Annotated in this window: 17 protein-coding genes and 2 pseudogenes; 14 read left to right on the top strand and 5 right to left on the bottom strand. The window is 42.5% G+C overall.

Annotated features, from left to right (window positions below):
- Positions 1–14 precede the first annotated feature (14 nt).
- From V7K48_RS13000 to V7K48_RS12980, 5 genes are all read left to right on the top strand, one after another.
- Complete coding sequence (locus V7K48_RS13000) at positions 15–728, top strand: LmeA family phospholipid-binding protein (RefSeq protein ID WP_335072998.1); 714 nt, start codon at positions 15–17, stop codon at positions 726–728.
- Between the two features lie 216 nt (positions 729–944).
- Positions 945–1,100, top strand: coding sequence for a hypothetical protein (locus tag V7K48_RS12995; protein ID WP_335072996.1), 156 nt, complete (start codon positions 945–947; stop codon positions 1,098–1,100).
- Complete coding sequence (locus tag V7K48_RS12990; RefSeq protein ID WP_335072994.1) at positions 1,085–1,261, top strand: DUF6888 family protein; 177 nt, start codon at positions 1,085–1,087, stop codon at positions 1,259–1,261. Before V7K48_RS12995 ends, V7K48_RS12990 begins: the two co-directional genes overlap by 16 nt.
- A complete protein-coding gene (locus V7K48_RS12985) occupies positions 1,258–1,434 on the top strand; it encodes a DUF6887 family protein (protein WP_335072992.1) in 177 nt (58 codons plus the stop codon). The genes V7K48_RS12990 and V7K48_RS12985 overlap by 4 nt, the downstream gene beginning before the upstream one ends.
- A gap of 51 nt (positions 1,435–1,485) precedes the next feature.
- The gene (locus tag V7K48_RS12980) at positions 1,486–1,653 is read left to right on the top strand and encodes a hypothetical protein (RefSeq protein ID WP_335072990.1); all 168 of its coding nucleotides are present in this window, start codon (positions 1,486–1,488) and stop codon (positions 1,651–1,653) included.
- 87 nt (positions 1,654–1,740) lie between these two features.
- Here the strand turns inward: V7K48_RS12980 and V7K48_RS12975 are convergent.
- The 3 genes and pseudogenes from V7K48_RS12975 to cbiT form a co-directional block, all read right to left on the bottom strand.
- Positions 1,741–2,008 (bottom strand): annotated as a pseudogene (locus tag V7K48_RS12975) (IS701 family transposase); the annotation flags it as partial.
- Positions 2,009–2,024: 16 nt separating this feature from the next.
- Positions 2,025–2,921, bottom strand: a complete 897-nt coding sequence (locus V7K48_RS12970) for a phosphatidate cytidylyltransferase (protein WP_335072988.1) — start codon at positions 2,919–2,921, stop codon at positions 2,025–2,027.
- Between the two features lie 149 nt (positions 2,922–3,070).
- Positions 3,071–3,673 carry a precorrin-6Y C5,15-methyltransferase subunit CbiT gene (cbiT, locus tag V7K48_RS12965; RefSeq protein ID WP_334974666.1) on the bottom strand — a complete coding sequence of 201 codons (603 nt, stop codon included), beginning with the start codon at positions 3,671–3,673 and terminating at the stop codon, positions 3,071–3,073.
- Positions 3,674–3,767: 94 nt separating this feature from the next.
- Here cbiT and V7K48_RS12960 point away from each other — a divergent pair, with 94 nt between their 5' ends.
- The 5 genes and pseudogenes from V7K48_RS12960 to V7K48_RS12940 all read left to right on the top strand — a co-directional run bounded on the left by V7K48_RS12960 (position 3,768) and on the right by V7K48_RS12940 (position 7,768).
- Entirely contained in the window at positions 3,768–5,201 is a 1,434-nt protein-coding gene (locus tag V7K48_RS12960) for a serine/threonine protein kinase (RefSeq protein ID WP_335072986.1), read from the top strand.
- 378 nt (positions 5,202–5,579) lie between these two features.
- Complete coding sequence (locus V7K48_RS12955) at positions 5,580–6,665, top strand: DNA-methyltransferase (protein ID WP_335072984.1); 1,086 nt, start codon at positions 5,580–5,582, stop codon at positions 6,663–6,665.
- Positions 6,666–6,875: 210 nt separating this feature from the next.
- Positions 6,876–7,103 (top strand): DUF2188 domain-containing protein, encoded by a 228-nt coding sequence (locus V7K48_RS12950; protein WP_335072982.1) that lies wholly within the window; start codon positions 6,876–6,878, stop codon positions 7,101–7,103.
- Positions 7,104–7,153: 50 nt separating this feature from the next.
- Positions 7,154–7,417, top strand: a pseudogene (locus V7K48_RS12945) (transposase); the annotation flags it as partial.
- 177 nt (positions 7,418–7,594) lie between these two features.
- Positions 7,595–7,768, top strand: coding sequence for a Sec-independent protein translocase subunit TatA/TatB (locus V7K48_RS12940; RefSeq protein ID WP_334974931.1), 174 nt, complete (start codon positions 7,595–7,597; stop codon positions 7,766–7,768).
- A gap of 163 nt (positions 7,769–7,931) precedes the next feature.
- Here V7K48_RS12940 and cphA read toward each other — a convergent pair whose 3' ends face one another.
- Both cphA and V7K48_RS12930 read right to left on the bottom strand, forming a co-directional pair.
- Positions 7,932–10,637, bottom strand: coding sequence for a cyanophycin synthetase (gene cphA, locus V7K48_RS12935; protein WP_335072980.1), 2,706 nt, complete (start codon positions 10,635–10,637; stop codon positions 7,932–7,934).
- A gap of 619 nt (positions 10,638–11,256) precedes the next feature.
- The gene (locus V7K48_RS12930; protein WP_094348499.1) at positions 11,257–12,120 is read right to left on the bottom strand and encodes a cyanophycinase; all 864 of its coding nucleotides are present in this window, start codon (positions 12,118–12,120) and stop codon (positions 11,257–11,259) included.
- A gap of 547 nt (positions 12,121–12,667) precedes the next feature.
- Between V7K48_RS12930 and trmD the strand changes: the two genes are divergently transcribed.
- Genes trmD through V7K48_RS12910 form a run of 4 tightly spaced genes read left to right on the top strand, consistent with a single transcriptional unit; the run spans position 12,668 to position 14,491 of the window.
- The gene (gene trmD / locus V7K48_RS12925) at positions 12,668–13,390 is read left to right on the top strand and encodes a tRNA (guanosine(37)-N1)-methyltransferase TrmD (RefSeq protein WP_335072978.1); all 723 of its coding nucleotides are present in this window, start codon (positions 12,668–12,670) and stop codon (positions 13,388–13,390) included.
- Between the two features lie 32 nt (positions 13,391–13,422).
- Positions 13,423–13,908, top strand: coding sequence for a 2-C-methyl-D-erythritol 2,4-cyclodiphosphate synthase (gene ispF / locus V7K48_RS12920; RefSeq protein WP_335073235.1), 486 nt, complete (start codon positions 13,423–13,425; stop codon positions 13,906–13,908).
- Positions 13,909–13,966: 58 nt separating this feature from the next.
- The gene (locus tag V7K48_RS12915) at positions 13,967–14,233 is read left to right on the top strand and encodes a hypothetical protein (RefSeq protein ID WP_335072976.1); all 267 of its coding nucleotides are present in this window, start codon (positions 13,967–13,969) and stop codon (positions 14,231–14,233) included.
- 3 nt (positions 14,234–14,236) lie between these two features.
- Positions 14,237–14,491, top strand: a complete 255-nt coding sequence (locus V7K48_RS12910; RefSeq protein WP_335072974.1) for a hypothetical protein — start codon at positions 14,237–14,239, stop codon at positions 14,489–14,491.
- Positions 14,492–14,496 lie beyond the last annotated feature (5 nt).

The following is a 14,496-nucleotide window of genomic DNA, read 5'->3' as shown; positions in this document are numbered from 1 at the left end:
AACAGAGTGGTTAAATGCCAGAGCCAAATTTCCAAACAAGAAATACAAATAAAATACGCATAATTACGCAAGTACTCACAACAGCCCTAAAGTTCTGGTTGAGAGCGCAAGTGAGCCAAATATCTGAATTAGAAGTGGAGATCAAAGCGAGCGATCGCCAAATTATCTCTGGACGCATCCCCTCGGTATCTATTTTTGCTACTCATGCAGTTTATCAAGGTCTCCTAATTACACAAATTCAATTAATAGCAGAAAATATTCGGATAAATATTGGCTCCGTACTCAAGGGACAGCCTCTGCGACTGCTAGAAACAGTACCAGTCGTTGGCGATTTGATCGTAGACGAGAAGGATCTCAATGTTTCTCTCTCATCTGACTTATTATCGACTGCTTTGAGCGATTTACTGGTTAAGGTTTTACCAACACATTACCCACAGTCACAACCAGTTAATTGGCAAGAAATTCTCCTTAAGAACAACCAAATTATACTGCGAGGCGTGAAAGTAACCAATAGTGAAACAACACCTCTAGAGATTTGTCTGGGTTTACAATTACTCAGTGGGCATGAGTTGCAGGTGGCATATATCCCAATCAAGCCCGATCAAGGAGATATATTAGAGGACAATCATGAGTACAATCTGGATCTTGGCTCAGATGTCGATATCCAAGAACTAACACTGATCCCAGGCAAGCTAGGTTGTCGTGGACGGATTAACGTTAACCCTTGATGATTAAAAATTAAAAACTAAAAATACCAATTACTTATCTTAAATAATATAACGCTTCTCGAAATAAGGGCAGGGGGACTCGGGGCCCCCTCTGGGGATAGGGGGAAGAGGGGGCAGGAGAAGAAGAATCAACTAATGCCCAATGCCCAACTCATCTATTGGGACTTAGACAAAAAACACCCATAAAAGAGCCTCAAATGTTTATACAGAGGGACTTTGACATCGTTTTTGCTTTATTTTGCGATCGCACCCGAAAATGTAGACATAATTACTTCATATTCCAAGATTTTTGAGTTGGCAGACTACAAGGTACTGGTAGCGATAGATAATTATCTAGGAAAAGTAGACAATAGCAAATGGAACCGACCATAGAGCAACTCAAAGCCTTTTTCCGTTTAAGCGTTCGCACCAGTAATTTACTACAGAATATAGAATTGGTTAGATTTGATCAAAGAACAAACAGAATCGTAGTTTTGATCGGTGAAACAATTCAGGTAGAGATTCTTAGCAATGGAGAGGAGATTATCGGATGAGTAACTATTTAAATTTGTCAGAAAAAAAACTACGGGAATACGTCAAAGCCAACCCCCAGGATGAAGAAGCATTTCAACATTTCCTCAGTATTATGAGAGCCAAGCCAGGGCGAGTAGTGGTCAGTACTGATGAACAGCTAGAAATAGAGCTAAAAAAAAGATTGGTATCCTAAAATCGCTCTTAATGCCCTAGAAGGTATGATAAAGCCCTACAGAGTACATCTGTGGGGTTTTATGGTTTTGAGGGTCTAAAACCCTTATGTTCCCTCAAGCAGCGAGGGTTTTTTTGGTTTGTGGAGAGGTGCGATCGCGGCGACGGGATTTATTTATGGTGGTTGGGTGCGATCGCGGCGACGGGGTTTATTTATGGTGGTTGGGTGCGATCGCAGTAAGGCGTACCAAGGGGGGTTGTAAAAATAACTTATTCTCAATAAGGGGGTAGTGAGTTGAGAATATTCTTAACGGGACTTAGACAAAAATTAAGACCAAATGTAACCCAAACTGGCTTTATAAGAAACAAACAGGTGACGATGGAGGGTCAAGCAATCGAAAAATCGGAAAGATATAGCTGTTCTGAAAGCATCTATTGCTTCAATAAAAGTGTTCAAAGGAATGCTCGGCCCATCTGCGTCTTAAGCAACCAGTAAGTTGATGCCAAAGAATAAAAGTGTAGGCACAAAAAACTAAAATGAAATGTTGAAGTAAACTTCTTTTATCTCGGACTTGATATTCTTTTAGTCCTAACCACCATGAGAGCTTCTGTTTAAGTCCCGCTATCTGTTATCAATGGCAATAGCAATGTCACAAAATAGTAAACCAAAGGAGCTGTGAAAATATAACTATCGGTACGGTCTAAAATACCACCGTGACCGGGGATTAGCTGTCCAGAATCTTTGACTCCAGCATCCCGCTTGAGCATAGACTCGGTAAGATCCCCTAAAAGACTAGCAATGCCAATCAGCAAACCCAATGCTAAACCAGTGAAGGGGGATCTTGGCAAGTGGAGATAATAGGCTCCTGCTATGGCTACGGCAACACTTGAAGTAATTCCAAAGACAGCACCTTCTACAGTTTTTTTCGGGCTAATCTCAGACAGACGGGTTTTCCCAAAGAATTTGCCAATGGTGTAAGCACCGATATCGGCTGCCCAAATACACAAAAAAGTCAGCAGTGTTGCTGTAAAACCTTGTGGTAAAGAAGCGGAATTTGCCTTTTCCCAGAAATCTACCCAAATTGTGGGCCAGTAACCTCCGAAAGGGAGATTGCTGAAAGCAGCATTATCAATTGCTCGTAACCGCACCCAATAACTCGGCAAATAACCTACGTAAAATAGCCCCATAATAGAAGCGGAAACATCAGCGATCGTGGCAAATTTTGGTTGAAACAGCAGGTAAAAACAAATAAGTGTGCCAGCTAAGGGCATTACAGCGTCAGCTAAACTGCCATCAAGGGTACAAATCATTAGTAAGATTTGGCTGACAGCCATAGTGGTTTTAGCAGCGGGAGCGATGCCTCTGGCTCGCACCAAATTAAAATATTCCTGTTGACCCAAAAAGACGATAACCGCAAACATGATGGTAAAGTACCAACCCCCTAATAGGGTAACAGAAAGAGCAAGAGCGATCGCAACAATTCCACTAATAATCCGAGACCAAGGCATAAAAGTATTTTGGATTTTGGATTTTGGATTTTGGATTAGAGATTAGGAATTCGAGATTAGGGATTGGTAATTGTGGCTTGGTTTCTTATGAACTATGACCTAAATCCCCAATCTAAAATCTAAAATCTAAAATCTAAAATCTTTTTGATTTAGTCTAGTTTCTCACCACTAAGGATAAAAATGGGATCAACGGCAGTAAAGGTTTGAGAAAAGCCGCGCGTCTCTAGGCGGTTAACCGCAGACTGGACGACTTCGATATTTCTAGCCCTTAACAGGGAAAAGCTCTGGGAAATAGCATACAGGCTTTCTAGATTAGCAGCTGTGGCTACAACCCGACCGGATGGTGGCAAATAATGCCAAGCTGCTTGCAGTATTTCTTGAATGGGGCGTCCTCCCTCAATACAAACGCGGTGAGGAGTAACTTTGAGGTCATGTAGACACTCTGGGGCGATACCTTCAATTACTTCGACATTCTTCACTTCAAAGCGATCGCAGTTACGCTTGATTAGATTAGCTACTTCTTCATCCCGTTCTATAGCGATAATCTGTCCGCCTGGACACAATAGCCCCACCTCTACCGGAATTGTACCCGTCCCTGCGCCAATATCCCATAACACAGAATCTGATTTTAGCCGCAGTTGAGCAATTAACAGTAGTCGGACTTCTCGCTGGCTCAGGGGAATTCCTGGCAAATGTTCAAACAATTCATCGGGAATACCAGGGGTAATATAAGGCCAAAGTTGGGAGGGCATAGAACTACACAATTATACTAAAGATATCGGTTTGCCAAACTGAAAAGCCATAAGTTATAAAAACTTTTCAACCGCAGTGTTATCAGAAACCATAATGATTGGTGAAATATTAGGTGATGTCCGAGGACAAGACGCTGAGCGTCTACGCTACGAAGTTCAGCAGCTATTAGGAAAAAAAGCAGGGCGGCGGACGTTGTTAGCTCGTGATTTGAAAAATCAGGAATTAGTTATCATCAAGTTACTCTCTTTTGGTGGTGATTTTGAATGGGATTCACTCAAGCTGTTTGAGCGGGAAGCTGAAATTTTAAAATCTTTATCACATCCCTTAATTCCTCACTATTTAAACTATTTTGAGGTAAATTTACCAACCATCAAAGGATTTGCCCTAGTACAAACTTATATCCGCGCCCAAACTTTAGAGCAATATTTACAAACTGGACGGACTTTTACAGAAGCAGAAATCAAACTGATAGCCAAGGCAGTTTTAGAGATTCTCATTTACTTACATGAGCTATATCCGCCTGTGATCCACCGTGATATTAAGCCTAGCAATATTTTATTGGGGGAGCGTTCTGGTAATAGTATTGGTCAAGTTTACCTGGTAGATTTTGGTTCAGTGCAGACTGTCCTCGGTGCAGAAACTGGGACTAGGACTGTGGTAGGAACTTATGGATATATGCCACAGGAGCAATTTGGTGGGCGGACTGTTGCAGCATCTGACATTTATAGTTTAGGCGCAACATTGATTTATCTGGCAACAGGTACTCATCCAGCCGATTTACCCCAAAAGGATTTTCGCATTCAGTTTGAACAAGTGGCTAATCTGAGTCCCAGCTTTACCAATTGGTTAAAGTGGATGATTGAACCCAGTTTAGAACGGCGTTTTAGTTCTGCTGCTGTTGCGATCGCAGCTTTAGAAAAACCACAACCTACAAACTTGCCTGCTTTAGTTGTAGACAAACCAGATGGGAGTAAGATTCAACTAACCAAAAATTGGGATTCTTTAGAAATTATCGTTCCACCAGCTGGTTTTAATCCATCAATAGTAGCCCCAGGTTTATTTGCGATCGCCTGGAATTCATTTATCCTAATTTGGACAATTGGCGTACTATCGTTGGGGCCTTTTCCTGCCAATATCCCCTTTGTCTTGTTCTCAGTTCCGTTTTGGGGTATTGGCTGTTTCATGGTGTATAAATTTCTCTTTAAGTTGTTTGGACGCATCTGCTTACGCCTGAATCCAAAACAAATTACCCTAACCTGGGAATTGTTTGCTTGGAAATTTTATCCTCTGCGTCCATCACCAAGACAAAGTATTAATAAGCTGGTTTATATTCCAAAACACTTTACTAAACACTCTCAAGACACTAGAGTTGCTGTTCCAGCACAATTATATATTTGGTCAGGAGTACGAAAATATCAGGTTAGTGCTGACGATGGTGGTATTAAATCGGAAGCAGAACTTGAATGGTTAGCTCATGAATTAAGTGATTGGTTAGGTTTACCAATCACCAATCCAATGAAAAGTTAGTTGCACTAATTATTAAAGAATTGATATCAATTCGATATCAGTTCTCTGTTGGAGCGATCGCCCTAATAAAAAGCCCCTCAGCGGCTAGTACCGCAAGGCGGAAGTCAAAAGTCAAAAGTCAAAAGTCAAAAGAATTATATTCCTTGCTCTTGCGCCATTTTGAATGGTAGGTTTATTTACGCCGTGCTGTACTAGCTAAGGATTCTGCTTTCGTGAGTATTTATATATAGTAATTGTGTACTATTTTAGGTGCAGATACTTGGCACGTTGCCCTATTCATCCAGCAAATTGATTAAAAAAAATAGTTAACAGTTAGAAAACTTATGCTTTTATGGGTAATACTGTCTTCATACGTACAACTGTACTAACCAAGTTTAGATGAAACTTAATTGTAACCCTTACTACGAAACAAAATTTGGTGCTGCTTATTTGGGAAACAGCCTAGAATTAATGGCAGGTATTCTCGACGAAAGTATCGATTTAATTTGTACCTCTCCACCATTTGCACTGGTTCGTAAAAAAGAATACGGAAATGTTGATGCCGATGAATATGTTGAATGGTTTAAAGATTATGCGGCAGAGTTTTACCGTATTCTTAAGCCAACAGGCTCACTGGTTATTGATATTGGTGGTAGTTGGATTAAGGGAATGCCAGTTCGTTCTCTTTATCATTTTGAATTGGTTGTTGCTTTGTGCAAAGCAAAAGAAAAAGGCGGACTGGGATTTTATCTGGCACAAGAATTGTATTGGTATAATCCAGCAAAATTACCCACCCCTGCCGAATGGGTAACAGTTCGCAGGGAAAGAGTTAAAGATTCGGTAAATACAATTTGGTGGCTGTCAAAAGAACCGCATCCTAAAGCTAATAATAGAAGGGTTTTAAAGCCTTATAGTGATGCAATGAAAAATCTTCTGAAGAATGGCTATAAACCCAAATTTAGACCATCAGGTCATGATATTTCTGATAAATTTAGGAAGGACAGAGGAGGAGCGATCCCCCCGAATATTATTGATGGACGTTGTAGTACAGACAAAGAAGAAATAGGGCAACAGACTCTTATACAAGAAATTTTATTTGAAGATTTAGTTCAACCTGTAAATGTGATTTCTGCCTCGAATACTGCTTCTAACGATTATTACCAAAGGCGTTGCAAAGAAGAAGGTTTTAAGCCACACCCGGCAAGATTTCCTCAAGCTTTACCAGAGTTTGTCATCAACCTTTGTACAGAACCAGATGATATTGTTTTAGAACCTTTTGCTGGTTCTAATATGACAGGTCGAGTTGCAGAAACTTTACAAAGACGCTGGTTAGCTTTTGAGATTGATGAAAACTACATCAGAAGCTCAAAACTGAGATTTGAAGAAAATGCTCCTTTGGTTGTTGAACCTCCAGTAGATTTACCACCAATAGCAACAGAAAATGCTGATAATAAAAACCACGGAGTTCAGTTAGGACTGTTTTAAAAAAGGCTTGTTCAAATTAATTGACATTAATATTGAAATCTAAAATAGAGATTAAAATGAATTTTCAGGGAGAAGAATTTTAAAAGTTGATTTTCAAAGAACAACAAAAACTATTTCATAATTATTTAATATTGTTTATAATACAAGATACTTACATTAGTAAAGATTGTGTTAAGGTGTAAAAGTAGTTAAGTATAAACAATATCACTAATGTCTAAAGGTAATAACCAACATATCGTCCCTCATTCTGAAGGTTGGGCAGTTAAGTCTGAGGGTGCTAGTAAGGCTACTAAAATATTCCCTACCCAGCAAGAAGCCATTGAGAAAGGGCGTGAGATTGCTATTAATCAGCAATCTGAATTATTAATACATAACCGAGAAGGGCAAATTCGAGAGCGGAACAGTTACGGCAACGATCCGCGCTCGTCTAAAGGTTAAAGACTAAGGCGTGTTTTCAAACTCAAAAAGTAGGTTGGGTAAAGCGTAGCGCAATCCAACAAAGCAACGCAAATGTTGGGTTTTGTTCCTCAACCCAACCTACATCTAATCAAGAATTTCAGATTTTGCCCAAACGGTGGGTAGTAGAAAGAACATTTGGCTGGTTTAACCAGTACCGTCGTCTCAGTAAGGATTATGAGCGTCTCTCAGAAATGAGTGAGGCTGCCATATATGCTGTTATGACTCATATCATGCTACGTCGTCTAAAGATTTACTTTATACAGCAGATTGCAACAGGCGTGAGGTACAGATAATCGTAGGGGCACAACATGTTGTGCCCCTACCTGTGTACTTCATTTACCTGAAATACGTTGTAAATGGTCTCTTATACCCTTTTCTCCAAGAGGGTCGAGCGCTGATCAGTGGCGAACTCATCAGATTTAAGCCATGAATGTCTATATTTAATTACAGATGCCTTAGAGGAAATTTATATGTTTGGACTGGGATGGCCAGAAATAGCTGTAATTGCCATAGTCGCTGTTCTAATTTTTGGCCCCAAAAAAATTCCCGAACTGGGAACCGCACTGGGCAAAACCCTACGAGGTTTTAAGGAGGAGATGAAAACTCCCAGCGAGGAAACCAATCAGGAAGAAGAAAAACAATAATAAAAGGAGTCAGAATACAGCAGTCAGGAGAAATGCACTCACAAGAAGATGCATTTTCAATATTGAGAAATTTCTGAATATAGTTTTTCCCATAAAGGGAGATGCTTGGAGCAACGAGTCATAGGCCCGTTGCACAGAAGTCCTTCTGACTCCTGATTCCTGACTACAGCAAGGTATTAACAACAGAAGAAGGTGTAGTCCCATTTTGGGAATCGATCACAGTTGTGCCAGGATTTTGTTGATGTGTCTCTTCCTTCACTACACCACGCGCCCTAATTAACTTAATAGCACGAGTGACACTTTCTGGCAAAATTACCACCAGACTGTTATTAGGAGCCATGTCTAAGCCTTTATTTATCGCTTGGGTTTCATCCAGAATTGATTCATAACGGCTATCAGGCTTAACTTGAGTGATGCCTTGAATAATCAACTGGGCGGCTGAACCCCGTTGGCGTCCCCGTGTGTCATCGTCTTCTTTGACGATGATGTAGTCAAAAATTTGCGCTGCTAATTTGCCCAAAGTAACAAAGTCTTCATCGCGGCGATCGCCTGGGCCACCAATTACGCCAATTCGTTGTCCTGTAGTCCAGTTCCGAACAAAGGAACCCACAGCTTCGTAACTGGCTGGGTTGTGGGCATAGTCCACCAAAGCGTGGTAGTTTCCTAAATTAAATAGATTCATTCGTCCTGGCGTTTGACTAACTGAAGCCCGGAAAGTCCTCAAACCAGCACGAATCTGCTCAATTGTGACGTTTTGCACGAATGCTGCCAAACTTGCAGCTAAAGCGTTGGCAATCATAAACGGTGCACGTCCGCCCATTGTTAAAGGTATATTTTCTGCTCTTTCTATGCGGTGTGTCCAATCACCTTTAACAATTGACAAATAGCCATTTTCATATACTGCGGCTACTCCACCCTTTTGGATGTGCTTTCGCACTAATTCCGAGTCGGTGTTCATTGTGAAGTAAGCAATATTAGCCTTAGTTTTTTCTGACATAGCGGCGACGCGGCGATCGTCAGCGTTAAGTACTGCGTAGCCATCAGGAAATACAGCTTCTGCTACTACGCTCTTGAGGTTAGCTAACTGCTCAATGGTATCTATATCGCCTATTCCTAAGTGATCAGAGGCTACATTCAATACTACTCCCACATTTGCTGCTTCAAAGCCCAATCCAGAGCGGAGAATGCCACCACGAGCCGTTTCCAGTACCGCTACTTCCACTGTGGGATCTTGGAGGATGACGTGGGCACTTTGGGGGCCTGTGTTATCGCCAGCTTCCACTAAGTAATCACCGATATATGTTCCATCTGTAGTCGTATAACCTACTACTTTACCAGTCTGTTTATAAATATGTGCTAGTAGTCGGGTAGTAGTAGTTTTGCCATTAGTACCCGTGACGCTGAGGATTGGAATTTGGCTAGATTGTTCGTTGGGGAACAGCATATCCATTACTGCACCGGCGACGTTGCGGGGAATACCAACGCTTGGAGCAACGTGCATCCGGAAGCCGGGAGCAGCATTAACTTCGACAATCACGCCATCCACTTCCCGCAGAGGACGACTAATATCCGTGGTGACGATATCGAGTCCGGCGATATCCAAACCAATAATCTTGACTACCCGTTGTGCCAACCAAAGATTTTCTGGGTGAATTTCATCGGTACGGTCTACAGCGCTACCACCTGTACTTAAGTTTGCCGTTGCTCTGAGATAAGAAATAGTACCTTTGGGTGGCACACTGTTAAGGGTGTAGCCTTGCCTTTCTAGGAGTTGGTAGCTGGTGCGGTCTAGTTCAATCTTAGTTAGGACATTATCATGTCCTTCACCGCGATTTGGGTCAAGGTTTGTTTCCTCAATCAGATCAGCAATGGTGGATCTGCCATTGCCAATGACATGAGCAGGGACGCGTTCGGCTACTGCTACTACTTTGCCATTTACCACCAGTACCCTGTGGTCACGTCCAACGTAATATCTTTCGACAATAATTGACCGGGAAACCTGTCTGGCAGCTTCGTATCCGGCTTCAGCTTCTTCCCAAGTTCTGATATCAATGGTGATGCCACGTCCATGATTGCCATCCACGGGCTTGATGACGATGGGATAGCCGCCAACGTATTCAATGGCTTGTTCCAAATCGTCTAAGAAGTTGATCACTGTACCTCTGGGTACTGGCGCACCAGCGGCAGCGAGGATGCGTTTAGTAGCTTCTTTGTCGCAAGCTAGTTCTACGCCCAGAATGCTGGTGTTGTCTGTCATTGTGGCCTGCATCCGCTTCTGGTTCACGCCGTAGCCCAGCTGAATCAAAAAGCGGGCTTCTAGAGACATCCAGGGAATACCTCTTTTTTCTGCTTCTTTGACGATCGCTTCAGTGGAAGGACCTAAGGAAGCATCACGGGTGAAGTCTTTTAGGTCTTGGATATCTTGCTCGAGTTCTGCCTTAGGATAACGGCCTCGATCAACGATACTCTGACACAGTCGCACTGCTGCTCGTCCAGCGTAACGTCCCGCTTCCTCATTCAGGTACTCAAGCACTACTTGGTAAATTCCGGGTGTGGCAGTTTCGCGGGTGCGACCAAAGCCGACATGCATACCAGCTAATTCCTGAAGTTCTAGGGCTACGTGTTCTACGATATGGCCGATCATAGTGCCTTCTTTGACTCGCATCAGAAAACCACCACGACAGCCAGGCGAACAATAGTGACCCTCCAGACTCGGCAGCGCCTCAACTAATCCTTCATAAAAGCCAGGGATTTCATTCGAGGGCGTCTCGCCAAGGGTTTCTAAATCGAGGCGCATGACGATCAGTTTGTGGCGTCGAATGCTCCAATAGTTTGGGCCGCGTAAGGTCTGGATCTTGAGAATTCTCATGGGAATAGGTAGATGGAGATTCGGAACCAAAATTCTAGTTTCTTACTGTAATTGACCGCTAAACTGTTCATTGCAAACAGTTTTTTCTTTTTACATGGTATTCTTATCATTTTTCTATGGTAAGAAATAAATGTGCGGTCAACCGATCTGGGATTTTAGATTTATGATTTTGGATTAAAAGAGATAATTAGGGTACTTAGCTCTGGTAATTTTAGATTTACGATCGCCTAGCGTTAACGAGTCATTAAAGGTTTGTTAGATTTGTTTCCCCCACTTTCTGACGGCATCTGCCGAAAAGCTCTTTTAACCTAAAATCTGTCTTGAAAAGTTTGCTCTGGAGGGAAACCAACGCCCTTCTCCTGACGGAGACGCTGCACGTAGCTTGCTTCCCGAAGGGTACAGGTGACGCTCGCGGACTCGCTACCGCTACGCTAACACCAGTCGCCTACAGAAGGAAACTAACTTGAGTGCGCTGGTTCACCACTTGCTACAACACGGGGAACCCGCGCAACGCAGTGGCTCCTCCTTACAACTTTTGTCTCCGACACGCTACGCAAACGCAAAATCCAAAATCTAAAATTTGTGGTCAACTCAGTGTAACCTCAGATACTCTATCCCGTCAGCTGGAGATTCGGTGTACAGCAGGCAATACAGTGCGCTGGTACAAGTGGAAGCGATCGCCATAGCTGAGGATATGCAGACGTAAATTATGCACGGTTAGCGGTTCATTAGCGCCAACATGCGGCTCGTTAGTGTGGGTGAGTTCAGTGGGATCAACAATGGTGACACTGCCTTTACCCATAACTTGTAGCCAACCATCACGTTCAAACACTGCACAAGTATCTTCGTCAATGCCAATACCTAAGCGATCGGGATGAGCTGCGATCGCACTAATCAGCCGCCCCATCCGATTCCGGTTATGAAAGTGTTGGTCAACGATGACTTCCGGAATAAATCCCAAACCCGTTGCCATATCGACTAGGGAACGATTTGGCGTCTCTCCACTACCGCCACCAGCAATCATATGATGCCCCATCACTGCCGCTCCAGCACTAGTGCCTGCTAACGTAAGTTGCCCCGCCCTCACCCGTTGCCGAATAATTTCCATTGCTGGCGTATCTGCCAATACACCACAGAGACGCAGCTGGTCTCCTCCTGTCAAAAATACCCCACTACAGGCTTCTAAGGATGCTTTGATCTGGGAGGCTTCACACTGTTCCCGTTCGCGGATGTCTAAAATTTCTACCTTCTGGGCCCCCATTTCTTCAAAAATGCGAATATACCGACCACCGATGATCGCGGGTTCGCGAGAGGCAGATGGAATAATTGTAATATAAGCCTTACTAGCACCAGCACGTCCAAAAAAAGTTCGTAGGATTTCGCGCCCATGAACTTTGTCTTCTGCGCCTCCGATAACCAGAACGGCGGTTTTAGTTGCTTGGGGTGTCCTCATTTCTAGCGATTTAGCTTGTAATTGCGGCATTGTGTTTCTCCTGTCAACAACTTCAGGTGAATTTAACAAGGATCATCAGTTGCCTGATGATTTTTGCGCTTTGCTTCTTTGAGAGGACACTTTTTGGAAGTTTGGAACTGGGTTAACCACTTTCCAAATTCTCGCTTAACGCGAAGCCTCAGTCTAAACGTGTCCGTTCCCCTTCTTCAAAGCCAGCGCCTTGTTTTTCACCTGTCCACTTGCAACAGGGCAAAATAGTCTTTAGGGGGCTAGATTTCCCCTCTAGGGTTGGGGACGAGCAGGTAAGACTACGCTTTTTTCTGAGGCTGGCTCGATGCATCCTGGAAGTTGTTAACTTGATATGATTATTAATTTAAATGTAGTTGTGACAATATTTAAACATAAATTAAGTAATTAGAAAAACTTTTGATCCCATCTAAAATCCAAGAGGTCTGGTAGTTTTAGATACTATTGATAAAGTTTAACTGGAGTTTGACTTGACCTTGACCCGACCAAGGCTTGTTGGTATTTGCTAGACATTCAAATTTAAGATTAGTGTCCTTGAATACGAATAACTGTGCGCTTTGATATAGTTACGCTTTTTCCTGACTGTTTTAACTCTGTTCTCAATTCTGGGCTGCTGGGTAAAGCTTTAGTCAAACAGATTGCCGAAGTGCATCTAGTTAACCCACGGGACTTTACCACTGATAAGCACCGAAAGGTAGATGATGAACCCTACGGCGGTGGTGTTGGGATGCTAATGAAGCCAGAACCTATCTTTACCGCTGTGGAGTCGCTGCCGACTCTACCCCGAAGAGAAGTAATTTTGATGAGTCCACAGGGTCAAACAATCAATCAACCTCTTTTAAAAGAATTGGCGACAAATTATGACCAGTTAGTAGTTATTTGCGGGCATTACGAAGGAGTGGATGAGAGAGTGCTGCATTTGGTAACTCGTGAAGTGTCTTTAGGCGATTTTATTCTGACCGGCGGAGAAATTCCTGCAATGGCTTTGATTAATGGTGTAGTGCGGCTAATACCAGGAACTGTGGCCAAAACGGAATCCCTCACAGCAGAAAGTTTTGAGCAGGGGTTATTGGACTATCCCCAATATACTCGTCCTGCCAATTTTCGCGGCTTGAAAGTGCCTGATATCTTGCTCAGTGGTAATCACGCAGCGATCGCCCGGTGGCGTTACGAACAACAAATTCAAAAAACCCGCGATCGCCGCCCTGATCTCCTGGAAAAATGGGAACAGGCGGAGCAGGGCGAGATCAGCGAGATTAAGAATAACTACTAAACAATGCCCAATGCCCAATGACAAATGAACAAATGACAAAAATTCGTATTGGTAATGGCTACGATATTCACCAACTGGTGAGCGATCGCGCTTTAATTTTAGGTGGAATTCAAATTCCTCATGAACTGGGTTTATTGGGGCACAGTGACGCTGATGTATTAACGCACGCGATTATGGATGCCATGCTTGGGGCATTATCTTTGGGGGATATTGGTCATTATTTTCCGCCTAGCGATCCCCAATGGTCAGGAGCAGATAGTTTAGTACTATTAACTCAAGTACATCAACTAATTCGGGATCAAGGCTGGCAGGTGGGAAATATTGACTCGGTGGTAGTAGCAGAACGTCCAAAATTAAAACCGCATATTCACAATATGCGCGACAAACTAGCCGCTGTTTTAGAATTACAACCGAATCAAATTGGCATTAAAGCTACCACCAACGAAAAATTAGGCCCCATTGGACGCGAAGAAGGTATATGTGCTTATGCTGTTGTCTTGCTAGTTGCTTCAAAGTAACTTTTCTTGGGTGTATCAGTGAAGCTATTTAATCATCGTTAGGATTGAAATCAATAGGGTGATAGGAGATAAACAAACTTACCTTAGTAGGAAATTAGAGCCATGCAAGCTACAAACTTATTTAGAACAAGAAGATAAATATAACCAGGATTTGATTAAGCGATTAGATATTCACGTGAACGAGGCTGGAAGAAATAAAACTTCAGAAAAGGCTAAATTAGTTGTTAATTATTTAAAAACAGCTAATCTTAGCTTTCTGCAACATGCTAATCATACAGAAAAACGTTTTTATATAGCCTTAAATGAGCTTTTTACCAAAGTATAATAGATGCCGTTAACGACAGAAATTATTCATGGAAGCCTTGCTATATATATCCTTGAAAAGTATCTGATGAAGAAATTGATTAGAGAGTGTATAGTTCACCATGAACGCTTACACCCAGATGAAGTAAAAATATTTTTCAGATCTAATTCCAATGAATTTGGCAGACGTGAAGTTATAAAGGTTTTCCGAGATATTGGCATTCAGTATTTCAATAAAACCCAAAACTTCCTTGGTTGGCTACAGTCTCAATCACATTAATTACA

The sequence above is a fragment of the Nostoc sp. genome (assembly GCF_036919615.1).
Classification (GTDB): Bacteria; Cyanobacteriota; Cyanobacteriia; order Cyanobacteriales; family Nostocaceae; genus Nostoc.
The sequence above is the reverse complement of the archived record's forward strand: the minus strand, read 5'-3'. Positions and strand labels throughout refer to the sequence as shown.

Bases quoted from the DNA above. Each gene is read 5' to 3' on its own strand.
- V7K48_RS13000 (WP_335072998.1), top strand. From the start codon at position 15: ATGCCAGAGCCAAATTTCCAAACAAGAAATACAAATAAAATACGCATA.
- V7K48_RS12990 (WP_335072994.1), top strand. From the start codon at position 1,085: ATGGAACCGACCATAGAGCAACTCAAAGCCTTTTTCCGTTTAAGCGTT.
- V7K48_RS12985 (WP_335072992.1), top strand. From the start codon at position 1,258: ATGAGTAACTATTTAAATTTGTCAGAAAAAAAACTACGGGAATACGTC.
- V7K48_RS12970 (WP_335072988.1), bottom strand. From the start codon at position 2,921: ATGCCTTGGTCTCGGATTATTAGTGGAATTGTTGCGATCGCTCTTGCT.
- cbiT (WP_334974666.1), bottom strand. From the start codon at position 3,673: ATGCCCTCCCAACTTTGGCCTTATATTACCCCTGGTATTCCCGATGAA.
- V7K48_RS12960 (WP_335072986.1), top strand. From the start codon at position 3,768: ATGATTGGTGAAATATTAGGTGATGTCCGAGGACAAGACGCTGAGCGT.
- V7K48_RS12955 (WP_335072984.1), top strand. From the start codon at position 5,580: ATGAAACTTAATTGTAACCCTTACTACGAAACAAAATTTGGTGCTGCT.
- V7K48_RS12950 (WP_335072982.1), top strand. From the start codon at position 6,876: ATGTCTAAAGGTAATAACCAACATATCGTCCCTCATTCTGAAGGTTGG.
- V7K48_RS12940 (WP_334974931.1), top strand. From the start codon at position 7,595: ATGTTTGGACTGGGATGGCCAGAAATAGCTGTAATTGCCATAGTCGCT.
- cphA (WP_335072980.1), bottom strand. From the start codon at position 10,637: ATGAGAATTCTCAAGATCCAGACCTTACGCGGCCCAAACTATTGGAGC.
- V7K48_RS12930 (WP_094348499.1), bottom strand. From the start codon at position 12,120: ATGCCGCAATTACAAGCTAAATCGCTAGAAATGAGGACACCCCAAGCA.
- ispF (WP_335073235.1), top strand. From the start codon at position 13,423: ATGACAAAAATTCGTATTGGTAATGGCTACGATATTCACCAACTGGTG.
- V7K48_RS12910 (WP_335072974.1), top strand. From the start codon at position 14,237: ATGCCGTTAACGACAGAAATTATTCATGGAAGCCTTGCTATATATATC.